This window comes from Pseudoxanthomonas sp. SORGH_AS_0997 (genome assembly GCF_031453535.1).
In the GTDB taxonomy this organism is placed as follows: domain Bacteria; phylum Pseudomonadota; class Gammaproteobacteria; order Xanthomonadales; family Xanthomonadaceae; genus Pseudoxanthomonas_A; species Pseudoxanthomonas_A winnipegensis.
Map to the genome: position 1 here is coordinate 230,939 of NZ_JAVIZI010000001.1, position 23,181 is coordinate 254,119.

Annotated in this window: 16 protein-coding genes; 8 read left to right on the top strand and 8 right to left on the bottom strand. The window is 68.9% G+C overall.

The features are described 5' to 3' along the window. Positions 1 to 15: 15 nt before the first annotated feature. Positions 16 to 2,139 carry a TonB-dependent receptor gene (locus tag QE438_RS01090; RefSeq protein WP_306993154.1) on the bottom strand — a complete coding sequence of 708 codons (2,124 nt, stop codon included), beginning with the start codon at positions 2,137 to 2,139 and terminating at the stop codon, positions 16 to 18. Positions 2,140 to 2,337: 198 nt separating this feature from the next. Here QE438_RS01090 and QE438_RS01095 point away from each other — a divergent pair, with 198 nt between their 5' ends. Continuing rightward, positions 2,338 to 3,729 (top strand): 3-deoxy-7-phosphoheptulonate synthase class II, encoded by a 1,392-nt coding sequence (locus QE438_RS01095; RefSeq protein ID WP_130523418.1) that lies wholly within the window; start codon positions 2,338 to 2,340, stop codon positions 3,727 to 3,729. Between the two features lie 300 nt (positions 3,730 to 4,029). Continuing rightward, positions 4,030 to 5,193 (top strand): mechanosensitive ion channel family protein, encoded by a 1,164-nt coding sequence (locus QE438_RS01100; protein ID WP_306993151.1) that lies wholly within the window; start codon positions 4,030 to 4,032, stop codon positions 5,191 to 5,193. 19 nt (positions 5,194 to 5,212) lie between these two features. Here QE438_RS01100 and QE438_RS01105 read toward each other — a convergent pair whose 3' ends face one another. The 3 genes from QE438_RS01105 to typA all read right to left on the bottom strand — a co-directional run bounded on the left by QE438_RS01105 (position 5,213) and on the right by typA (position 9,260). Then, on the bottom strand, positions 5,213 to 6,811 hold the full coding sequence (locus tag QE438_RS01105; RefSeq protein ID WP_306993149.1) for an amidase: 1,599 nt from the start codon (positions 6,809 to 6,811) through the stop codon (positions 5,213 to 5,215). 64 nt (positions 6,812 to 6,875) lie between these two features. Continuing rightward, a complete protein-coding gene (locus QE438_RS01110; protein WP_130516019.1) occupies positions 6,876 to 7,352 on the bottom strand; it encodes a DUF2127 domain-containing protein in 477 nt (158 codons plus the stop codon). Positions 7,353 to 7,430: 78 nt separating this feature from the next. Continuing rightward, positions 7,431 to 9,260, bottom strand: a complete 1,830-nt coding sequence (gene typA / locus QE438_RS01115; RefSeq protein WP_130516021.1) for a translational GTPase TypA — start codon at positions 9,258 to 9,260, stop codon at positions 7,431 to 7,433. Between the two features lie 101 nt (positions 9,261 to 9,361). On the opposite strand from typA, the gene QE438_RS01120 reads away from it, so the two are divergent. From QE438_RS01120 to QE438_RS01130, 3 genes are all read left to right on the top strand, one after another. Next, a complete protein-coding gene (locus QE438_RS01120) occupies positions 9,362 to 9,856 on the top strand; it encodes a peptidylprolyl isomerase (protein ID WP_306993146.1) in 495 nt (164 codons plus the stop codon). A 267-nt stretch (positions 9,857 to 10,123) separates the two neighbouring features. After that, the gene (locus QE438_RS01125) at positions 10,124 to 11,110 is read left to right on the top strand and encodes a malate dehydrogenase (RefSeq protein ID WP_130528956.1); all 987 of its coding nucleotides are present in this window, start codon (positions 10,124 to 10,126) and stop codon (positions 11,108 to 11,110) included. Positions 11,111 to 11,585: 475 nt separating this feature from the next. Next, positions 11,586 to 12,044 carry a hypothetical protein gene (locus QE438_RS01130; protein WP_309731495.1) on the top strand — a complete coding sequence of 153 codons (459 nt, stop codon included), beginning with the start codon at positions 11,586 to 11,588 and terminating at the stop codon, positions 12,042 to 12,044. Between the two features lie 190 nt (positions 12,045 to 12,234). Here QE438_RS01130 and QE438_RS01135 read toward each other — a convergent pair whose 3' ends face one another. From QE438_RS01135 to QE438_RS01145, 3 genes are all read right to left on the bottom strand, one after another. Further along, entirely contained in the window at positions 12,235 to 13,470 is a 1,236-nt protein-coding gene (locus QE438_RS01135; RefSeq protein ID WP_306993141.1) for an FAD-dependent oxidoreductase, read from the bottom strand. A gap of 70 nt (positions 13,471 to 13,540) precedes the next feature. Continuing rightward, positions 13,541 to 13,873 (bottom strand): cytochrome c, encoded by a 333-nt coding sequence (locus QE438_RS01140; RefSeq protein ID WP_306993139.1) that lies wholly within the window; start codon positions 13,871 to 13,873, stop codon positions 13,541 to 13,543. Between the two features lie 176 nt (positions 13,874 to 14,049). Beyond that, the gene (locus tag QE438_RS01145) at positions 14,050 to 16,878 is read right to left on the bottom strand and encodes a TonB-dependent receptor (protein ID WP_306993137.1); all 2,829 of its coding nucleotides are present in this window, start codon (positions 16,876 to 16,878) and stop codon (positions 14,050 to 14,052) included. A 365-nt stretch (positions 16,879 to 17,243) separates the two neighbouring features. On the opposite strand from QE438_RS01145, the gene QE438_RS01150 reads away from it, so the two are divergent. Continuing rightward, entirely contained in the window at positions 17,244 to 18,875 is a 1,632-nt protein-coding gene (locus tag QE438_RS01150) for an acyl-CoA synthetase (RefSeq protein WP_306993135.1), read from the top strand. Positions 18,876 to 18,986: 111 nt separating this feature from the next. Next, a complete protein-coding gene (gene prpE, locus QE438_RS01155) occupies positions 18,987 to 20,891 on the top strand; it encodes a propionate--CoA ligase (protein WP_306993133.1) in 1,905 nt (634 codons plus the stop codon). Positions 20,892 to 20,933: 42 nt separating this feature from the next. On the opposite strand, the gene QE438_RS01160 is transcribed toward prpE, so the two are convergent. After that, a complete protein-coding gene (locus QE438_RS01160) occupies positions 20,934 to 22,163 on the bottom strand; it encodes a citrate synthase family protein (protein ID WP_306993131.1) in 1,230 nt (409 codons plus the stop codon). A 118-nt stretch (positions 22,164 to 22,281) separates the two neighbouring features. Here QE438_RS01160 and prpB point away from each other — a divergent pair, with 118 nt between their 5' ends. Further along, positions 22,282 to 23,169 (top strand): methylisocitrate lyase, encoded by an 888-nt coding sequence (gene prpB / locus QE438_RS01165; protein ID WP_306993129.1) that lies wholly within the window; start codon positions 22,282 to 22,284, stop codon positions 23,167 to 23,169. The last annotated feature ends 12 nt before the right edge of the window (positions 23,170 to 23,181 follow it).

A 23,181-nucleotide genomic window follows, 5' to 3' on the forward strand; every position in this document is an offset into this window, starting at 1 on the left:
GCGGCTCGGGTCGCGTCAGAAGTCCTGCTGCACGCTGAGGAACACGCCGCGACGCGGCGCCCACTGCGGCGCGAACACGCCGATGCCGCCGCCGTCGCGCAGCTGGTAGCTGCGATCCAGCGCGTTCACCGCGGCGACCTGCACATGCAGCGGATGCGAGGTGTCGGCCTCGAAGTCGTGCCCCGCGCTCAGGTTGAGCTGGAAGTAGGACGGCAGCGCCGCGCCATTGGGCACCGTGGCCGTATCGGTACGCAGGCCGCTGCCATAGAGATAGTTGGCGCCCACACGGTTGTTACCTGCGAAGCTGTAGTTGATGCCGCCCGACGAGGTGAGCTTCTGGTCGTGGTCCAGGTGGATCCAGTTCTCCGCCACATAGGCCAGGGCATCGGGGTCGAAGTTGTAGGCGCCGGTCATGACCTGCTTGCCCATCGCCCGGCTGTAGGCCGCGTTGAAGTAGGCGCTCACCGGGCCGTTGTTGTAGTCGGCCGAGAACTCCAGGCCATGGACGTGGCCGTAGCGGTAGTTGAAGGTCGAATAGATGTAGGCGGCGCCGAACTGGCCCTCGTCCTGCAGGCGGTCGGCCAGGCGGTCGTAGGCGTCCAGGCCCAGGGTCAGGTGGTCGCCGACCTGCTGGGAGATGCCCAGGTCGTAGTAGTCGCTGCGCTCGCTGAGCGGGATCTGCGCGCCGGCGGCCAGCTGCTGGTTGGTGGTGCCATCGAATAGGGCGATGTCCCCGGAGGAGATCAGCTCGCTGGCCGGGGGGGTGAAGTAGCGCGCGTAGCCGGCGTGCAGGGTGGTGCTGTCGGTGGCGCGCCAGATCGCGCCCACGCGCGGGCTGAGCTGGCTCTCGGTCCGCCCGAAGGCCTTGTAGCGATCGCCGCGCAGGCCGTAGTTCACCGTCCAGTCCTCGCCGAGCTTCCACTCGTCCTGCAGGTAGAGCGCGGTGGTGCTGGCGTGGAAGCGGCTGCTGTCGCCGATCAGCTCGGGGATGTTGCTGGTCTGGTTGCCGTCGGCGTCGGCCGGGAAGACCCAGCTGTTGTTGCTGGCGGTGGCGTGTTCGAAGTCGCCGTACAGGCCGTAGCGCAAGGTGTGCGAGGCGCCCAGCGGGGTGGAGATATCGGCCTGCAGCACGTTGGCGCGGTTGCCGCGATCGACCTGCGAGGCGACGCCGTCGAAGATCAGATCGCCGGTGACGTCCGGATCGAAGGCCACGCTGCTGTAGCGCTGGCCCAGCGAGACCTGATAGGCGCTGTCGCCGACCAGGCCCTGCAGGGCGACGGTGGCGAAGCGGGTGTTCTCGCGCTGGCGCTCGTCCAGCGCGCTGGAATCGAAGTCGGTCTGGCCCTGGTCGTCGAAGGCCGGGGTCTGGCCCGGGTTGTTGGGCACCTGGAAGCGGTTGTTGGCGTAGCCGGCCATCACGCTCAGGCGCGTGTCCTCGTTGACCAGATAGGTCAGGTCGGCGAAGGCCTTGCCCTGGTGGGTCTTGTCGTGATCGGGCGTGCGGCTGTTGGTCGGGTTCTCCAGGCCGATCTTGTTCTGGTCGTAGTCGCCGGTCACGAACCAGCTCCAGCGGCCCTGGCTGCCCCACCAGGCCAGCGAGGGATTGAAGGTGCCGAACGAGCCCGCGGTCACCCCGACGCTGCCGCCGTTGCCGAGCGCCTGGCCGCTCTTGGTGGTGATGTCGACCACCGCGGCGGTCCGGTCGCCGAACTGGGCCGGCAGCGCGCCGTCGAGCAGCCGGATGCTGGACACGGTGCGCGGGTCCAGGCTCTGGCCGAAGCCGGAGATCGACTCGGGCAGGATCACGCCGTTGATGCGGTACTGCAGATTGGCGTGGTCGCCGCGCACGTGGACGCCGCCGTAGGAGTCTTGGACGACGCCCGGCGCCTGCAGCAGCACCTGGTTCATCGGCGTGGAGGCGCCCAGCGGCAGCCGGTCGATGTCGGCCGCGGTGATGGTGAACTGGCTGCTGCCGATGTCCGGGGAGAGCGCATTGCGCGCCTCGTCCAGCTTGGCGTGGACCTTGACCACGTCCAGGTCGACGGTGGTGTCGGTGGGGGCCTCATCGGCCAGGGCGAGCAGGGGTGTGGTCGCCAGGGCCAGGGCGATGGCGGAGGCGAGCAGGGTCGGAGTCTTCATGGAGGGGGCGTGGGCCGTTGGGAAAATGTTATGAAGTAACGGTCCTCCTGTCAGGACTGTCATGCCTAGGCCGAAAGTCATGGGCGCGTGTCCTACGTTTCCTGGGGTTTAGAGACCTCAGAAAACTGTCGGAATTGACAGGAAGTGCGTGCGAGGCCCCGCGCTCTGCGATCATGGCGGCTTCTCCAGGAGCCCCGCATGTCCGCCGCAGCCCCCGCCATTCCCTTTCCTGCCGCCTCCGGCGACTGGCGCCCCGACAGCTGGCGCGCGCGCCCGGCGATGCAGCTGCCGACCTATCCCGACGCCGAGGCGCTGGACCGGGCGGTCGAGGAGCTCGGCCGGTTGCCGCCGCTGGTGACCTCGTGGGAGATCTTCGCGCTGAAGAAGCAGCTGGCCGAGGCACAGGAAGGCAAGCGCTTCGTGCTGCAGGGCGGCGACTGCGCCGAGAGCTTCTCCGACTGCGAGTCCGGGCTGATCTCCAACCGGCTGAAGGTGCTGCTGCAGATGAGCCTGGTGCTGGTGCACGGGCTGCAGCTGCCGGTGGTGCGCGTCGGGCGCTTCGCCGGGCAGTACGCCAAGCCGCGTTCGACCGACATGGAGACCCGCGGCGAGATCACCCTGCCGAGCTATCGCGGCGACCTGGTCAACGGGCCCGAATTCACCGCGCAGGCGCGCATTCCCGATCCGCAGCGCATGATCCGCGCGCATTCGCGCTCGGCCATGACGATGAACTTCGTGCGCGCGCTGATCGACGGCGGCTTCGCCGACCTGCACCATCCCGAGTACTGGAACCTCAGCTGGGTCGGCTACTCGCCGCTGGCCAACGAATACCAGCAGATGGTGGCCGACATCGGCGGCGCGGTGCGCTTCATGGAAACCCTGGCCGGCGCCGAGGTGCACAACCTCAACCGCATCGATTTCTACACCTCGCACGAAGCGCTGCTGCTGCCCTACGAGCAGGCGCTGACCCGCGAGGTCCCGCGTCAGCACGGCTGGTTCAACCTGTCCACGCACTATCCCTGGATCGGCATGCGCACTGCGGCGGTCGATGGCGCGCACGTGGAATATCTGCGCGGCGTGCGCAATCCGATCGCGGTGAAGGTCGGCCCGTCGGTGAAGCCCGATCAGCTGCTGGCGCTGATGGACATCCTCAACCCGGACGACGAGCCGGGCCGGCTGACCTTCATCCATCGCATGGGCGCGGCGCAGATCGCCGAGAAGCTGCCGCCGCTGCTGGAGGCGGTCAAGCGCGACGGCCGGCGCGTGCTGTGGGTGTGCGATGCGATGCACGGCAATACCGAGTCGACCAGCAACGGCTTCAAGACGCGCCGCTTCGACAACGTGCGCGGCGAGGTCGAGCAGGCCTTCGACATCCATGCCGCGGTCGGCACGCGCCTGGGCGGCGTGCACCTGGAGCTGACCGGCGAGGACGTCACCGAATGCACCGGCGGCGCGCGCGAGCTGACCGATGTGGACCTGGAGCGTGCCTACCGCTCGACCGTCGATCCGCGCCTGAACTACGAGCAGTCGCTGGAGATCGCCATGTCGATCGTGCGCAAGCAGCGGCAGCTGCAGGCGACGGTGGCTTAGCGATCTTCGGTGGGAGCAACTGTCTCCTCGAATCTCGCAGCGGTCTGCCTGTAGAGCGGAGCTTGTGGCAATCCCCTTTCGGGGACTCCGCTGAGGCCTTCCCCACGAACCGAACGAAGAGCAGCGGAGCAAGCTCCGCTCTACAGGTGGGAGCCGCCATGGCGGCGATGAGGTCTTCCCGGTAAAGCCTCATCGCCGCCATGGCGGCTCCCACTCGCCCTTCCAAGGCGTGATGCGCCCAGTCGTCCGCGACGCGTGCCCACATACCCTCGACGCGCGCTTTGGCAGTCTCCGGTGGGGATGGCTGACCTGCACTGGATGACCGCGCGCGACTACGTGATCCCGCTGGGAATTTCCCTGGCGCTGGGCGTGCTCGCCTGGGGATTGTTCGCCTGGCTGGAGCGGCGCTCGCGCGGCAAGGATTTCCGGCGCGCACGCATCACCCGCATCTTCAGCCTGCCGCTGGCCTTCGTGCTGCCGCTGATCTTTTTGCGCGCCGGGCTGGAGGCCACGCCGCTCAAGGATGCGCAGCTGCAGCTGGTCAAGCAACTGCTGCACATCGGCATCGTTGCCTGCGTGACCTGGCTGCTGGTGCGCGTGGTGGCCGGCATCGTGGCGGCGATCCTGCGCGACAACCGCATCGACGTGGCCGACAACCTGCACGCGCGCACCATCCATACCCAGGCGCGGGTGCTGGGGCGCGTGGCCTCCGGCGCGGTGATCCTGGTCGGCGCCTCGGTGGTGCTGCTGCAGTTCGACGAGGTGCGCCAGCTCGGTCGCACGCTGCTGGCCTCGGCCGGCATCCTCGGGCTGGTGGCGGGCATCGCGGCCAAGCCGGTGTTCGGCAACCTGATCGCCGGCCTGCAGATCGCGCTGACCCAGCCGATCCGCCTGGACGACGTGGTCATCGTCGAGGGCGAATGGGGCCGCATCGAGGAGATCACCAGCTCCTTCGTGGTGGTGCACATCTGGGATCAGCGCCGCATGGTGGTGCCGCTGACCTGGTTCATCGAGAATCCGTTCCAGAACTGGACGCGGCGCAGCGCGGACATGCTCGGCACGGTATTCCTGTGGCTGGACTACCGCACGCCGATGGCCGCGGTGCGCGCCGAAACCGAACGCGTCTGCCGCGAGGATCCGCGCTGGGATGGACGGGTCTGCATCGCCCAGGTCACCGAGACCTCCGAGACCGCCATGCAGGTGCGCCTGCTGGTCAGCGCGCGCAGTTCCGGCGATGCCTTCGACCTGCGCTGCGTGGTGCGCGAGCGCGTGCTGGATTACCTGGCGCGCGAGTATCCCGACGCGCTGCCGCGTCAGCGCAACATGCTCACCCGCGAACAGACCCCGCCCGACACGCCGCAGGTGTTGCCCAGCGCGCGCCAGACCTCTTCGCCCGGCGCCGAGGACGGCCCGCCGCCGGTGTCACCCGAAGCGCCGGGGCCGGTGCCCCCGCCGTCGCACTGATCCGCCGGGTGCGCGGCGCTCAGGGCGTGCGCGGTTCCAGCGTGGCGCGATAGGCCGGCGGCATGCGCGCCTGGGTGCGCTGCTCGTAGTCGTAGCCCAGCCCGATCAGCTTGGCCTCGCTCCAGGCGGTCCCCATGAACAACAGGCCCAGCGGCAGCCCGCGGCTGTCGCCCATCGGGATGGTCAGGCTGGGATAGCCGGCCACCGCCGCCGCGCCATAGCCGGCGCCGGGGAAGGGATCCTTGAACGCCGGGTCGGTGCGCCAGGCCGGGCCCGTCGCCGCGGCGACCAGGGCGTCCAGGTGCTGCGCCTTGAGCGCCGCATCGATGCCTTCCGGGCCGGCCAGGCGCTTGATGCGCGAACGCGCCTGGATGTAGGCCGGGTCGTTCAGACCGCCCATCGCCGCGGACTGTTCGAACAGGTCCTGCCCGAACAGCGCCAACTCCTCGCGCGCATGCTGCTGGTTGAAGCCGATCAGCTGCTGCAGCGAGTCCACCGGCGCGCCCTTGCTGGTGAGGTAGCGCGCCAGCCCGTTCTTGAACTCGGTCTTGAGCACCAGCAGTTCGTCCTGGTCCCACTGGCCGGCGGTGGGGATTTCGGCGTCGACCACGGTCGCGCCTGCTGCGCTCAGGGTCGCGACCGCGCCTTCCATCGCCTTGGCCACGTCGGGGCCGAACTTGAAGCTGCTGCGGACCACGCCGATGCGTGCGCCCTTGAGCGCGCCGGGGCGCAGGCGCGAGACGTAGTCCAGGGGGGCATTGAGCGTGGCGTAGCCGGTGCTGGCATCTGCGCTGTCGCGCCCGGCCATCGCCGCCAGCAGGATGGCCGCGTCGGACACCGTGCGGGTGATCGGCCCGGCGGTGTCCTGGCTCCAGGAGATCGGCACGATGCCGTCGCGGCTGACCAGGCCGACGGTGGGCTTCAGCCCCACCGCGCCGTTGACCGCCGCCGGGCAGATGATGCTGCCGTCGGTCTCGGTGCCGACCGTGGCCGCGGCCAGGTTGGCCGAGGCGGCCACGCCGCTGCCGGCGCTGGACCCGCAGGGGTTGCGGTCCAGCACATAGGGATTGTGGGTCTGGCCGCCGACCGCGCTCCAGCCGGAGATCGAGTCGCTGGAGCGGAAGTTGGCCCACTCCGAGAGGTTGGTCTTGCCCAGGATCACCGCGCCGGCCTCGCGCAGGCGCTTGACCAGGAAGGCGTCGGCCTTGGGATGGAAATCGCGCAGCGCCAGCGAGCCGGCGGTGGTGGCCATCGGCGTGGCGTCGATGTTGTCCTTGAGCAGGATCGGGATGCCCTGCAGCGGCCCGCGCACGGTGCCGCCGGCGCGCTCGCGGTCGCGCAGCGCCGCCTCGGTCATCGCCTCGGGGTTGAGCTGGATCACGGCATTGAGGTGCGGCCCGGCGCGATCGACCTGGGCGATGCGGTCCAGGTAGGCGCGGGTCAGGGTGCGGCTGTCCAGCGCGCCGCGCTGCATCTGCTCCTGCAGCTGGGCAATGGTCAGCTCGGCATAGCGGAACTGGGCGGGCGCGGCGGTCTTGGGCGGCGCGGACGCCGGGGCGGTGCAGCCGGCCAGCGCGGCCAGGCACGACAGCGTCAGTGCAAGCCTGAAGGCGTGCATCGGTTCGATCCCCTCATGCGGATCGTCGCAGGCTAAACGCAGCGGCGCGGGGGCCGCAAGCGGCTCAGTGGCGCCGGCGGCGGATCAGGTCGCGGGCCAGCACGGCCACCACGATCACGTTGATCAGCACCACCACGGCCGTATGCCAGCCAGGGTGCCGGACCAGCGCATACATGTCGAAGGGCAGGTAGACCGCCGTGCCCACGCAGCCCAGCCACGAGGCCCAGGCCTTGGCCCGCCACAGGCCCCAGGATTCCACCAGCCGCCACAGCGCGTAGATGGCCACCACGGCCACGGCCAGGTGTACCGCCTTGGGGTCGATCTGCTTGAGCAGCGAGGGCAGGGCGCCGTGCGCCGGGTCCAGATGGAAGCGCTCGATCAGCCAGTACACCGCGCGCCGGATCGGGTCGGGCCCGAGGACTTCCAGGCTGGCCGCGGCGATCAGGGCCAGCAGGCCCTTGGCCAGTTCGAACAACGCCAGCGCATGCAGGCCCGGATGCGCGTGCGGATCCGGATCGTAGGGACGTTGGGTATGAGGCATCGGGCCGGAAGGATACGCCGGTTGGTGCGCGGGCGGCGACCCGTGGGCCGCCACCCGCGCCAGCTTGCACAGACCGCCTTACGCCGCGCGCGAGGCCTTCTTGCGCTCGCTTTCGGTCAGGTGCTTCTTGCGCAGGCGGATCTCCTTGGGGGTGATCTCCACCAGCTCGTCGTCGTCGATGAAGTCCAGGGCCTGCTCCAGGGTGAACTTGATCGCCGGGGTCAGCTGGATGGCGTCGTCCTTGCCCGAGGCGCGCATGTTGGTCAGCGGCTTGGTCTTGATCGCGTTGACCGTCAGATCGTTGTCCTTGGAGTGGATGCCGATCAGCTGGCCCTCGTAGACGTTGTCGCCCTCGGCGGCGAACAGCTTGCCGCGCTCCTGCAGCGGGCCCAGCGAATAGGCCGGCGTGGCGCCCGGCGCATTGGCGATCATCACGCCGTTGGGACGCTTGGCGATGGCGCCCTGTTCCTTCGGGCCGTAGTGGTCGAACACGTGGAACAGCAGGCCCGAACCCTGGGTCAGGGTCTTGAACTCGTTCTGGAAGCCGATCAGGCCGCGCGCCGGGATTTCATAGTCCAGGCGCACGCGGCCCTTGCCGTCGGGCTCCATGTTCTTCAGCTGGCCCTTGCGCACGCCCAGCTTCTCCATCACGCCGCCCTGGTGGATCTCTTCCACGTCCACCACCAGCTGCTCGATCGGCTCCATCTGCTGGCCGTCGATCTCCTTGATGATGACCTCCGGGCGCGAGACGGCCAGCTCGTAGCCTTCGCGGCGCATGTTCTCGATCAGCACCGACAGGTGCAGCTCGCCGCGGCCGGAGACCAGGAACTTGTCCGCGTCCTCCAGCTGCTCGACCTTCAGCGCCACGTTGTGCACGGTCTCGCGCTCCAGGCGGTCCTTGAGCTGGCGGCTGGTCAGGAACTTGCCGCCGGACAGGTCCTTGTTGCCGGCGAACGGCGAGTTGTTGACCTGGAAGGTCATCGAGATGGTCGGCTCGTCCACGGTCAGCGCCGGCAGCGCCTCGGGCGCCTCCAGGGCGGTGACGGTGTCGGAGATGGTCAGCTCCTGAATGCCGGAGATGGCCACGATGTCGCCGGCCTCGGCGGTCTCCTGCTCGATGCGCTCAAGGCCGAGGAAGCCCAGCACCTGCAGCACCTTGCCCTGACGCTTCTTGCCCTCGCGGTCGATCACGGCCACCGGCATGTTCTTGCGCAGCGTGCCGCGCTGGATGCGGCCGATGCCGATCACGCCGACGAAGTTGTTGTAGTCCAGCTGGCTGATGCGCATCTGGAACGGGCCTTCCGGGTCGACCTCCGGCTTGGGCGCGTGCTGCATGATCGCCTCGTACAGCGGGGTCATGTCGCCGTCGCGGGCGTTCTCGTCCAGCGAGGCGTAGCCGTTCAGCGCCGAGGCGTAGACGATCGGGAAGTCCATCTGCTCGGGCGTGGCGCCCAGGCGGTCGAACAGATCCCACACCTGCTCCACGACCCATTCCGGACGCGCACCGGGACGGTCGATCTTGTTGACCACCACGATCGGCTTGAAGCCCATCGCGAAGGCCTTCTGGGTCACGAAGCGGGTCTGCGGCATCGGGCCGTCCATCGCGTCGACCAGGATCAGCACGGTGTCCACCATCGACAGCACGCGCTCGACCTCGCCGCCGAAGTCGGCGTGGCCTGGGGTGTCGACGATGTTGATGCGGTTGCCATTCCACTTGATGGCCGTGTTCTTGGCCAGGATGGTGATGCCGCGTTCCTTTTCCTGGTCGTTGCTGTCCATCACGCGCTCGGCGATGACGGCACGCTCGGAAAAGGTGCCGGACTGCTTCAGCAGACAGTCGACGAGGGTGGTCTTGCCATGGTCAACGTGGGCGACGATGGCGATGTTGCGAAGGTTTTCAATGGACATGCGGCACGGGCGCGGCGGTGCGCGCAGAGGTGTGGAGGGAAGCGCGTATTATAGCCGGTTACCGCCCACGACCGGGCTGCCTGCTCCAAAGGAGTTCCACGATGTCCCTCACCGCCACCTTCAACACCTCCCGCGGCCCGATCCAGGTCGAGCTGTACCCGGACAAGGCGCCGCTGACCGTGGCCAATTTCGTCAACCTGGCCAAGCGCGGCTTCTACGACGGGCTGAACTTCCACCGCGTCATCCCGGACTTCATGATCCAGGGCGGCTGCCCGGAAGGCTCCGGCCGCGGCGGCCCGGGCTACCGTTTCGAGGACGAGACCAGCAACGGCGTGCGCCACGAGCGCGGCGTGCTGTCCATGGCCAATGCCGGCCCCAACACCAACGGCAGCCAGTTCTTCATCACCCACGTGGCCACCCCGTGGCTGGACGGAAAGCACACCGTGTTCGGCAAGGTCGTCTCGGGCCTGGAGTCCGTCGATGCGGTCAAGCAGGGCGACACCATCGACTCGGTGGTGATCGAGGGAGACGCCGACGCCGTCCTGGCCGCCAAGGCCGACCGCGTGGCCGAGTGGAACAAGCACCTGGCTGCCTGAACACGGCCCCCCGCCCCCGGCACGTCCGCAAGTAGGCCATTGGTCGAACGCGGTCGCGCCGGGCGCGCGTGCTAAAATTCCGCGCCGCACAATCGAGGCGGCGCCACCAGGAGCCGCCGTTCATGCCGATTTCGCGCTGCCATCCGCTGGATGCCTGCGAGATCGTGACGTCGGCCTGCGTGACCCCTCCATCCGCCTGGCGCGCCTAGCGCCTATCCCATCAGGCGGGCATCGCACCCGCCATCCGATGCACGAGGAATCCACACCATGAAACAACCCGTCCGAGTCGCCGTCACCGGTGCCGCCGGCCAGATCGGCTACGCCCTGCTGTTCCGCATCGCCTCCGGCGAGATGCTGGGCAAGGACCAGCCGGTCATCCTGCAGCTGCTCGAGCTGCCGATGGAGAAGGCCCAGGCCGCGCTGAAGGGCGTGATGATGGAGCTGGAGGACTGCGCCTTCCCGCTGCTGGCCGGCATGGTCGGCACCGATGACCCGGAGGTGGCCTTCAAGGACGCCGACTACGCCCTGCTGGTCGGCGCCCGTCCGCGCGGCCCGGGCATGGAGCGCAAGGACCTGCTGCTGGAGAACGCCAAGATCTTCACCGCCCAGGGCGCCGCGCTGAACAAGGTCGCCTCGCGCAACGTGAAGGTACTGGTGGTCGGCAACCCGGCCAACACCAACGCCTACATCGCCATGAAGTCCGCCCCGGACCTGCCGGCGAAGAACTTCACCGCGATGCTGCGCCTGGACCACAACCGCGCCCTGAGCCAGCTCTCGCTCAAGCTCGGCAAGCCGGTGGCCGGCATGGAGAAGCTGGTGGTGTGGGGCAACCACAGCCCGACCATGTATCCGGACTACCGCTTCGCCACCGCCGACGGCGCCTCGATCGGCGAGGCGATCAACGACCAGGAATGGAACGCCAACACCTTCATCCCGACCGTGGGCAAGCGCGGCGCGGCGATCATCGAGGCGCGCGGTTCGTCCTCGGCCGCCTCGGCCGCCAACGCCGCCATCGACCACGTGCGCGACTGGGCGCTGGGCAGCAACGGCAAGTGGGTGACCATGGGCGTGCCGTCCGACGGCTCCTATGGCATCCCGGAGGGCGTGATCTTCGGCTTCCCGGTGACCACCCAGAACGGTGAGTACACCCTGGTCAAGGACCTGCCGATCGACGACTTCAGCCAGAAGTACATCGACAAGACCCTGGCCGAGCTGGAAGAAGAGCGCAGCGGCGTGGCCCACCTGCTGGGTTGATCCTCCGCTGGAGGTCGGTGCGACGCAAACGCCGGGCCGCGAGGTCCGGCGTTTTGCTTTGCGGGCGCCGCCGGCCGTTCCGTGGGCCTAAAACTCCGCGCCATACCTTCGATTCACGGCGATCCGCATTCGCCGTGATGCAGGCGTAGTATCGAGGGCGACAGCCTCAGCGAGGAACGTTGCATGGAACGCATCGCCCATTCCCTCCGCCACGTCCTGCGCCGCGGGCTGTTGGCATCGTTCGTGGTCTTCATTGCCGTGCATTCCCCGCCGGGCGCCGCAAAAGAGCGTCCGCGCCGGGGTCCCGCGGTCGACGTCTCGCCTTGCAGCCAACTGCTGGAACAGCTGCTTCCCGGCGATTACAACTTCTGCATGGGGGCGGCCGCGATGCGAAAGGGCGACATGCCCCGAGCCCTGTCGCGCATGCTCGAGGCGGCGGCGTGGGGCGGACAAGTCGGCGCAGAAGGTGCTGGGCGTGGCCTATTTCAATGGCGAGGGCGCGACCCAGGACCGCGCGCTGGGTCTGGCCTGGCTGGGGCTCTCGACCGAACGCATGCAGCCGGAGAACGTGGGGCTGTTCAATTCCGCGCTGGAGAAGGTGACGCCGGCGCAGAAGGCCAGGGCGGATGTGCTGTACAAGCAGATGCGCGCCAAGTATGCCGATGACGTCGCCGCCGTCCGCGCCGACAAACTGTTCCGTCGCAAGATGCGCGAGCTGGCCAGCAATCCTGTCTACGGTTCGGGCAAGTGCATCAGAGGCGTCAACAGCATGGGGTTCGCCAACCCGCGAAACCCGGAGTCCGTCTATCCGTGCTCGCTCTTGTCCGAACAGCGTGTCCTCAACGGGCTGCAGGCCCGCTATGACACCTATTTCCAGGATTGGAGCGGGCGGGTCAGGACAGGCGAAGTCGAGGACATCGGTCCGGGCAGATAGGCGGCGAGACACCAGGATCCGACCGGACGCCGTCCACCAGGCCAGAGTCGAGCCGCGCAGCGGACGACTCGCCACGCGGTTGATCTGATGCGTCGAATCTTCCTGCGTGCCTCGGCGCTGCGGGACGTAGAACACAAACGCCGGCCTTGAGGGCCGGCGTTTCTGCTTTCTAGCGCTGTCGCCGGCCGCGTTACCGGGTGAAGCGCTCGCACAGCGCGGCCAGTTTGAGCACGGCGGCTTCCGACTCCTTGCGGTTGGGCACGACCGAGGGGTTGTTGTAGCCGTCCATCTCATCGCCGATGGCCTGCACCAGCAGGCCGTCGCGGCGGGGGACCAGGCTCACGCCTTCGAAGCGCAGCGCGTAATCGACCTCCGGCTGCGGCACCAGATGCGCGATCTGGCCGCGCACGGGAACCACCGTTTCATCGCCCATCAGTGCACGCGCGCCGTAGCCGGTGGCATTGACGATGGTCTTCTCGCGGATCAGGCCGAAGTCCTTCGGCGTGCGCAGGTCGATGAAATCGATGGCGCCGCCGTTGAGCAGGAACTCGTGCTCCAGCCAGTTCATGTAGGCCGGGATGTTGAACATCATCGTCGAGGCGCGCCGCACGTAGCGCGCCGGGAACGGGTGGCTGCCCGCCGGGACATCCTCGGATGCCGGCGTCAGGTCGCGTACGCGGTCGGCGAAGCTGGCGAAGTGGACCGCATTGCCGGCCGCCTGGGCCAGATGCTCGCTGCGCGCCTGGTCGAAGGGGATGTCCGAGAGCGCGTAGGACTCGATCCATTCGACCGGGTTGCCGGGCAGGCCCATGATCGCCTGGAACATGCGGAAGGAGTTGCGGCACAGCTCCTCCCACAACGCGCCGTCGGCCTGCTCCACGGTGCCCACGCGTGAGTCCGGCGTCCACAGGCCGGTGGCGTTGAACGAGCGCACGTCCGGGGCGCGTTCGCGGGTGTAGATGCGGGTCTTGATGCCCTGGCGCTGCAGGACGACGGCGGTGGTCAGGCCGATCACGCCGCAGCCCACGACGGCGGCCTGGCGCACGCCGGTGCTGCGCACCTCGGCCGCGGCCGCCAGGCCCGAGCCCCAGGACAGCGACCAGCCGCTGCCGCCGTGCCCGTAGTTGTGGATGACCTCCCTGCCGGCGATCTTCTCGCGCTCGATGCGCGGGCCTTGCGCCCGGAACGGGCGCGTGCAGACGGTGATGCGCGCGATGCGATCGGTGCGCGCACGCACCGGCGCGATGGTGCCGGAGGTGGAGACGAACGCCGGCGGCGGCGTGCGCGCGCCGAGCGGGTCGGCCAATGTCTCTCCGGGCGGCGTGGCCTGAGCGGTCGCCGTTCCCGCAGCGGCCAGCGGTGCGGCCGCGCCGAGCGTGGCCAGCGTCGCGGCCCCCGCGCCAATCATGAAGTCTCGTCGTTGCATCGAAGCAGTCCTTGGATGGGGCATCCATGCGGCGCGGCGGGAGACGGGCCCCCGCCCGCCGCATGCACGCTCAGGGGCGATGGAAGTAGAGCGGGGCGTCGGCGTGCAGGGCGGTGTCGTAGTCCAGCGCGACGTCACCGGCGGGGTAGCCGTTCTTCTCCAGGATCAGGGCCATCAGCGCGGCGTAGTCCTCGCGACGCAGCGAGCCGGGGCGGCCGACCGGCATTTCCCGGGCCATGTACTGGAAGGTCGCATGCAGCGGCACCCCCATCTCGCGGCCGTAGAACGCCGGGCCGGCCAGCACCGGTCCGGAGAAGCCTTCCAGCTGCTGGCCATGGCAGGCGGCGCAGTGCTGGGCGTAGACGCGTGCGCCCTGTGCGCTCTGCTGTGCGGTGAAAGGCACCGCGTCCGCCGCCTGCCCGCTTGCGCCCACGGCCGGCGAAGCGAGCAGCAGAAGGGCCAACAGACCAAGCCGGCGATGACGAGCGGACCGGGCAGAGGAGGATGACGTGGATGCGCCGACGCCCCCGCCCGAAGGCGGGGACGCCGTGGCCGATGCGCGAACGCCGGCCCGGTCGCTCACCATGTGTAGGACACCTTGGCGAACCAGCGCGTGCCGAAGAAGCCCAGCGGACTGCCGAGCAGGTAGTCGCGCGCGCCGGTGGTGGCATAACGCTCGATGTTGTACTGGCGGATCGCCGCGGGCGTCTTGTCCGGGTAGGCGTTGAACAGGTTGTCGGCGCCGATGCTGAAACGCAGGCGCTGATCGAGGGTGTAGGCCAGTTCGATGTTGGTGGTGTAGAGCGTGCCGATCTTGGCCTTGTAGTAGGTCACTCCGTTGATGGTGGTCAGGTCCAGCGTGTTCATGATCTGCGGGAACGCGGCATAGGCGCTGGTGGTGCCCAGCGTGTACTGCGGGCCGTAGACGTTCTCGCGGATGTTCAGGGCCAGGCGCTCGCCGAAGCGGATGTTCGCGCCCAGGTTGACCCGGTATTTCGGGCTGTTGTACTGGATGGTGGCGACGTCGGCATCGGTCAGCAGCGCGCGTCCGCCGAGGTCGGCGGGCGCGTTGCCGACGCGGGTGACTTCGGTCTTGTTGTAGTTGGCCGCCAGGGTCCAGTCGATGGCGGCCCAGTCGAAGGCGGTGTTGTAGGTCGTCACCCAGTCCACGCCGGTGGTCTTGGTGTCCATGGCGTTGGTGAAGAAGTTCAGGCCGATGTTGGCGCGCGCGGTGGCGTCCATGCTGCCGCCCGGTGCGGTGGGGTCGCTGCCGTTGGAGATGAAGCCGCCCGCGACCAGCGCGGCGCCGAGCGTCTGGTTGTAGGCGTCGTCGGGGCGACCGTCGCGGTTGGTGTCGGCCGGGTCGGGCAGGTTGGGGTTGGGCACGCAGCCGGCGGTGCGTCCGCACAAGGTGTCCACCGACTGGCTGGTCGAGTACAGCAGCGTGCTGCCCAGGCGGATGCGGTCGTCGATGCGGATCTGGTAGGCATCCAGGGTGGTGGTCAGGTTGTCCAGCGGCTTGAACACCAGGCCCACGCTGAAGTTGCGGCTGGTTTCCGGCTTCAGTCCGCTGCCGACGTTGGCCGCCTGCAGCGTCGCGGTGGCCGCGGTCGGGCCGACCTGGATGGCGGTGTAGTAGCTCTCGCCCATGGTCGGCGCGCGGAAGCCGGTGCTGTAGGTGCCGCGCACGGCGAAGCGCTCGTTGAAGTCGTAGCGCGTGGTCAGCTTGCCGACCGCCTTGCTGCCGAAGTCGCTGTAGCGCTCGTAGCGCGCGGCCGCGTCGACGATCCAGTGCTCGGTCGGGTTGAGGATCACGTTGACGAAGGCGGCCTTGTTGTTGCGCTCCCAGCTGCCGGTCGCGGCCGGGTTGTAGCCGGGGAAGGAGGCCGAGCCCGCGCCGGTGTACGAGGCCGCATCGCCCGGGTCGATGCCGTAGGTGTCCTCGCGATACTCCAGGCCGGCCGCGATGGTGGTCGGCGCGGCCAGTCCCCAGTCGAAGTCGCGGCTCAGGTCCAGCGCGGTATCCCACTGCGTCGCGCTGAAGCGGCCGACGTAGAAGCTCTCGGGCGAGGCGCCGGTGCGGTTCCACAAGGTGAAGTTCATCGACTTGGTGACGTCGATCTCCATCTGGTTCTTGCCATAGTTGGTGGACAGGTCGTAGCGCCAGCCGGCCAGCTCGCCGGTGATGCCCACGCCCACCTCCCAGTCCTTCTCGTCGGTATCGATGGAGGGCGAGAAGCCGTAGGGATACTTGTTGATGTCCGCCTCGGTCAGCGGCCTGCCGCTGCGCGGGCCGGTGCCGCCGATGGGGTCGGTGCGGTCGCCGTCGCCGTTGCGGTCCACGCCGCCGTCCTGCGAGGGGCGGCGGTAGCTCTGCCAGCTCTGGGTCTTCTTCTTGCCGAAGCTGCCGGTGCCGTAGAGCTCGGTGCCGTCGTCCAGGAACATCCCGGCGCTCAGGAAGCCCACATCGCGCTGGATCGCCGGCGCATCGCCCTGGTGGCTGTTATTGGGGAACCAGGGATTGTAGATCATGTTGTATTCGTTCTCGCGTCCCAGCGCCGCGTTGCCGGTCGAGCTGGGGTAGCCGCTGGGCGTGGTCGCGGTGCCGGTGGCCGGGCAGCCGCGGGTCGGATTGGCCAGGCGGTCGGCCACGCAGGCGGCCGCGCCGTAGGGTGCGCCGGGCCGGTTGATGGTCTGGCGGCGTTCGCTTTCCAGGGCCAGGTTGAAGTAGGTGGTGTCGTCGCCGATGCCGAAGTCGCCCTGATAGTTGGTGGTGAAGCCGCCGCCATCGTCATAGCCGGAGGTGCCGGCCGAGACGCTGCCGCCGCTGGCGTTCTTCCTGGTGATCAGGTTGATCACGCCGGCGATGGCGTCCGAGCCGTACAGCGCCGCGGCGCCGTCGGTGAGCACTTCGGCGCTGGCGATCGCGCTGGTCGGGATGAAGCTCAGGTCGGTCGAGGCCGCGCCCGCATAGCCGCCGGTGACCGCGACGTTGGAGGTGAAGTGCCGCCGCTTGCCGTTGATCAGGATCAGCGTGTGGTTGGGCGAGAGCGCGCGCATGTTGGCCACCAGCGTGGCGCTGGTCATGTCGGTGCCCTGCTGGCTGGCATTGAAGCTGGGGACCTGGAAGGCCAGCTGGTTCATCAGGTCCGGGGCGCCGGACTGCTCCAGCGCCTCGGCGGTGACGACCTGGACCGGGGCCGGGCTGTCGTCCACCGACATGCCCACGCGGCGGGTGCCGGTCACGATGACGTTGTCCAGCGTCTTGGCGGCGTTGGATTCGGAGGTTTCCTGCGCCTGGGCGGGCGCCGTGGCGGCGATCGCCAGCGCCACGAGGATCAGGCGGGTCAGGGGGGCGCGGCGGAGCGGGCGCGGGCTGCGGTGGGAGCGGAGACGGCGGGTGGTCATGTTGGGCTCTATCCAGGCGAGGGGAGGGGAGGGCGCGACAACGACTACGGCCATGCAGGGATCGACACGCGGCCTGCTGGCCGCGCGGACGGATGACGGTCTGTGATCCCCTATTGCGGTGCCTGACATGCGTCGGACACGTTCTGCAGTATGTGTAAGCGTTAACAGCGGGTGACGATCGCCACGAGTGGGGTCTTGCTGGGTGGGTAGGTGCGCCGCATCACGCGGGTGGCAAGGATCCTGACGTTATTGTCAGAATTGATGCCGCTGTCATGGGCGTTGTGCCGTGCCGGCTTCGACGAAGGTCGAGCCGCGCCGCCTGGGGCGCGTCGCTACGCTGGCGCCTCCGCCATCAGGGACGTGTCATGTCGCAGCAGGCCTATGCCTCCGGGCTGGAGCGCAACCCGGCCAACTTCACCGCGCTCTCGCCGCTGACCTTCCTGCGCAAGGCCGCGCTGGTGCATCCGCAGCGCGTGGCCCTGGTCCATGGCGAGCGCCGGCTGACCTGGGCCGATGAGTACGCGCGCTGCCGGCGCCTGGCCAGCGCGCTGCAGCGCTGGGGCGTGGGCAAGGGCGATACGGTGGCGGCGATGCTGCCCAACACGCCGGCCATGTTCGAGCTGCATTACGGCCCGGCCATGCTCGGTGCGGTGCTCAATACGCTCAATACGCGCCTGGACGCGGCGACGCTGGCCTTCATGTTCGACCATGCGCAGGCCAGGGTGCTGTTCACCGATCGCGAGTTCGCGCCGGTGATCGCCCAGGCGCTGGAACTGTGCACGCACCGGCCGCGGGTGATCGATGTGGACGATGCGCAGGTGACCGAGGGCGCCTTCCTCGGCGAGATCGAGTACGAGGCGTTTCTCGCCGGCGGCGATGCCGGGTTCGAGATGCAGCTGCCGCAGGACGAGTGGGAGGCGATCTCGCTCAACTACACCTCCGGCACCACCGGCGATCCCAAGGGGGTGGTCTACCACCATCGCGGCGCGTACTTGAATGCCGTGGCCAACATCATCGACTGGGGCATGCCGCAGCATCCGGTTTATCTGTGGACGCTGCCGATGTTCCACTGCAACGGCTGGTGCTTCCCGTGGACGATGGCGGCGGTAGCGGGACTGCAGGTGTGCCTGCGCAGGTTCGATGTCCAGCGCGTGTTCGCGCTGATGCGCGAGCACGGCGTCACCCATTATTGCGGCGCGCCGATCATCCACAGCGCGCTGGTGGCCGCGCCGGAGGCGTGGAAGCAGGGCATCAGCGGCGTGCGGGCGCAGATCGCCGGGGCCGCGCCGCCGGCGGCGGTGATCGAAGGCATGGAGCGGATGGGCTTCCACATCACCCACGTCTACGGCCTGACCGAGGTCTACGGGCCGGCCTCGTTGTGCATTCCGCGCCCGGAATGGGACGCGTTGGACATCGCGCAGCGCGCCGAGCGCAACAGCCGCCAGGGCGTGGCATGCCTGCTGCAGGAGGACATGCAGGTGCTCGACCCGGACACGCTGGCGCCAGTGCCGTGGGACGGCACGACCGCGGGCGAGATCATGTACCGCGGCAACCTCACCATGAAGGGCTATCTGAAGAATCCCGACGCCACGGCGCGGGCGTTCGAAGGCGGCTGGTTCCATACCGGCGATCTGGCCGTGGTGTATCCCGATGGCTATGCCAAGATCCGCGACCGCTCCAAGGACGTGATCATCTCCGGCGGCGAGAACATCTCCTCCATCGAGGTCGAGGACGCGCTGTGCCGGCACCCGTCGGTGATGGCCGCGGCCGTGGTGGCGCGGCCGGACCAGCAGTGGGGCGAGACGCCGTGCGCCTTCGTCGAGCTCAAGTCGGGCGCCGACCCGCTGGATGCGGCCACCCTGCAGCTGCATTGCCGCTCGCACCTGGCCGGCTTCAAGGTGCCGCGCGCCTTCGTCTTCGGCGAACTGCCGCGCACGGCCACCGGCAAGGTGCAGAAGTTCGTGCTGCGCGACCGGGCCCGGGAGCTCGACGGCTGAGGTAGTGCCGGCGCGGCTTCGACCATGGTCCAAGCATCGACCATGGTCCAACGGTCTGGCGCGCGGGCGCCCTCTATGCTCGCTGGCATCGGCGCTCGGGAGGGGGCTTGGATGTCATCGTATGAAGAGGTGTACCGCCGTTCGGTCGAGGAACCGGAGGCGTTCTGGGCGCAGGAAGCCAAGGCCATCCACTGGCATGTCCCGCCGCAGCAGATCCTGGATTATTCCAATCCGCCGTTCCGCAAGTGGTTCGTCGGCGGGCAGACCAACCTCTGCTACAACGCCGTCGACCGCCACCTGGAGACGCGACCCGACCAGCTGGCGCTGGTGGCCGTGTCCACCGAGACCAACGTCACCCGCGAGATCACCTATCGGCAGCTGCACGAGGAGGTCAACGCCTTCGCCGCGGTGCTCAAGCAGCTGGGCGTCGGCCGCGGCGATCGGGTGGTGGTGTACATGCCCAACATGGCCGAGGCGGTGTTCGCCATGCTGGCCTGCGCGCGCATCGGGGCGATCCACTCGGTGGTGTTCGGCGGCTTCGCCGCGCACAACCTGGCCCTGCGCATCGATGACGCCAAGCCCAAGCTGCTGATCGCCGCCGACGCGGGCATCCGCGGCGGCAAGGTGATTCCGTACAAGCCGATGATCGATGCGGCCTGCGCCGAGGCCAGGTTCGCACCGCCCAAGGTGCTGATCGTCTCGCGCGATCTGGATCCGGCCGAGCCGAAGGTGCCGGGGCGCGACGAGGACTACGCCACCCTGCGCGCGCAGGTCGGGCAGATGCAGGTGCCGGTGGAATGGCTGGAATCCAACGAGCCCAGCTATCTGCTCTACACCTCCGGCACCACGGGCAAGCCCAAGGGCGTGCAGCGCGATGTCGGCGGCTACGCGGTGGCGATGGCGCAGTCGATGCGCACCATCTTCGACTGCGCGCCGGGGCAGGTGATGTTCTCCACCTCGGACGTGGGCTGGGCGGTGGGGCATTCGTACAACGTATACGGACCGCTGATCGGCGGCTGCACCTCGCTGCTGTACGAAGGCCTGCCCACCCATCCCGATCCGGGCATCTGGTGGGCGCTGTGCGAGCAGTACGGCGTGCGCACGATGTTCTCTTCCCCGACCGCGATCCGCGTGTTGAAGAAGCACGACGTCGACTTCATCCGGCGCCACGACCTGTCCGAGCTGAAGTACCTGTTCCTCGCCGGCGAACCGCTGGACGAGCCCACCGCGCACTGGATCACCGACGCGCTGCGCAAGCCGGTGATCGACAACTACTGGCAGACCGAGACCGGCTGGCCGGCGCTGTGCGTGCTGCCGGGCGTGGACATGAAGCCGGTGCGCTTCGGCTCGCCGGGCTTCCCGAATCTCGGCTACCGGATGAAGGTCATCGACGAGGCCACCGGCGAGGAAGTCGCGCCCAACCAGAAGGGCGTGCTGGTGATGCAGCCGCCGCTGCCGCCGGGCTGCATGAGCACGATCTGGAACGACGACCAGCGCTTCCTCGACAGCTACTTCAGCCATTTCAAGGAGCTGCTGTACAGCTCGCTGGACTGGGCGATCCGCGACGAGGACGGCTATACCTTCATCCTCGGCCGCACCGACGATGTGATCAACGTGGCCGGGCACCGGCTAGGCACGCGCGAGATCGAGGAGTCGGTGTCCGGCTTCGGCGCGGTGGCCGAGGCGGCGGTGGTGGGCGTGGCCGACGAGGTCAAGGGGCAGGTGCCGATCGTGTTCGCCACGCTGCGCCAGGCCACCGACGAGGTGGCCGCACGCAACAGAGCGGCCGACGGCATGCGCAGGATCGTGGAGACCGATCTGGGCGCGGTGGCGCGGCCGGCGCGGGTCTATATCGTCAACGCGCTGCCCAAGACGCGCTCGGGCAAGCTGCTGCGGCGCTCGATCCAGGCCCTGGCCCAGGGCGCCGATCCGGGCGACCTGTCCACGCTGGACGATCCCAATGCGCTGGAGGAAGTGCGCCGCGCGCTGTCGCGCGGACCGGACGCGGGGAGCTGAGTAGAAAGGAATGAGTGGAAAGCGGCAGCGACGCTTCCGCTTCTACTCCTCCCTCGTCCCTCGCTGCTGCTCACTCGCTGCTCGCTCCTCCGGTGGCAGACCCACATACCGCGCCCGCGGACGGATCAGCTTGCCCAGCGTCTGCTGTTCCAGCGCGTGCGCCAGCCAGCCGGCGAGGCGGCCGCTGGCGAACAGCACCAGCGCAGGCGAGGCGGGCAGTTCGTAGAGAAAGCACAGGGCCGCCAGCATCAGATCGATATTGGGGCGCAGGCCGCTGGCCTCCTCGGCGCGCGCGATCAGCGCCTCCAGCTGCGCCAGACGCGGACAGTCGGCGCGGTGGGTGCGCAGCATCGACAGCAGTTCCGCCGCGCGCGGGTCGCCATGCGGATACATCGCATGACCGAAGCCGGGCAAGTCGTCGCCGCGCGCCCAGCGGGCGGCCACCTCGTCGGCGCCGGCCTGCAGCAGCGCATAGGCGCGCGCGGTGGCGCCGCCGTGACGGGGGCCGGACAGCGCGGCCAGTCCACTGCAGACTGTGGCATGCAGGTGCGCGCCGGTGGAGGCCACCACGCGTGCGGCGAAGGCCGAGACATTGAGTTCGTGGTCCGCGCACAGCACCAGCGCGGCACGCACCAGTTCGGCGAAGTCCGCATCGCCCGGCACCCAGGCCTGGGCCAGTTGAAGATGCACGGGAGTGGACGCGGGCTGCTGGCCGATCAGCAGCGCCGCGTTCTGCCGCAGCAGCTGCGCGGCCACGTCGAAGCGCACCGCCGGGGCCAGGTTGAACGAATGCCGCACCTCCAGCGCCAGCAGCGGGATGCAGGCCAGGGTGCGCTCCAGCGGCGGCAGGCCCTGGTCCAGCGCCAGTCGCGCCACCGTCGGCGGCCAGGCCGATGGCGAGGCGGCGAAGGGGTCGTGGCCGGCGCTGTCCCACAGCAGCCGCGCGGTCTGCTCCAGCGTGGCGCCGTCGCGGACCGCGGCCACCGCCGAGCGGCCGCGGTAATAGGGGCCATCGGCCTGGATCAATGAAATGCCGGTCTCCAGGACGGGCAGGCCGCGATCCAGGCTCTGCGCGGCGCCGCGCGCCGCGCCGCGGCCGGCGCGCTTGTTCTGCGCCAGACGCTCCACGTCCTGGCGCCGGTACATGCGGCTGCGATGGTCCGGACCGGGGCGCGATTCCAGCAGGCCGCGGCTGACGTAGGCGTAGAGCGTGGCGCTGGTGATGCCGAGCAGCTCGCAGGCCGTGGTGGCCGGAATCAGGTCGTGGTCCATGACAGGTTGATTTGTGCGATCAAGATTGATCAATGCATCGCAGGGTGCCAGATTGCGCCTCGCCCCGCGAGTGCGCCACCGCCGCGCCGCACGCCCGTCCCGATCCAGGAGTTCCGCCATGTCCACTTCCAGCCCCGGCGCCCGCTTCCGCGCTGCCCTGGCCGCCGAGTCGCCGCTGCAGGTGATCGGCGCGATCAACGCCAACCACGCCCTGCTGGCCAAGCGCGCCGGCTACAAGGCGCTCTATCTGTCCGGCGGCGGCGTGGCGGCCGGCTCGCTGGGCCTGCCCGACCTGGGCATCAACACGCTGGAAGACGTGCTCATCGACACCCGCCGCATCACCGATGTGTGCGAGCTGCCGCTGCTGGTGGACATCGACACCGGCTTCGGCGCCAGCGCGTTCAACATCGAGCGCAGCATCAAGTCGCTGATCAAGGCCGGCGCGGCCGCCTGCCACATCGAGGACCAGGTCGGCGCCAAGCGCTGCGGTCATCGCCCGGGCAAGGAGATCGTCAGCCAGGGCGAGATGGTGGACCGGGTCAAGGCCGCGGCCGATGCCAAGACCGATCCGGACTTCTTCCTGATCGCCCGCACCGACGCGATCCAGGCCGAGGGCGTGGACGCGGCGATCGCCCGCGCCATCGCCTGCGTGGAGGCCGGCGCCGACGGCATCTTCGCCGAGGCCGCCTACGACCTGGAGACCTACCGGCGCTTCGTCGAGGCGGTCAAGGTGCCGGTGCTGGCCAACATCACCGAGTTCGGCGCCACGCCGCTGTTCACCCGCGACGAACTGGCCAGCGTGGGCGTGGCGATCCAGCTGTTCCCGCTGTCGGCCTTCCGTGCCGCCAACAAGGCCGCCGAGCGCGTCTACCAGGCGATCCGCCAGGACGGCTCGCAGCAGGCCGTGCTGGACACCATGCAGACCCGCGAAGAGCTGTACGAACGCATCGGCTACCACGCCTTCGAGCACAAGCTGGACGCACTGTTCGCCGGCAAGCGGGCATGATCGGGCTCCCCT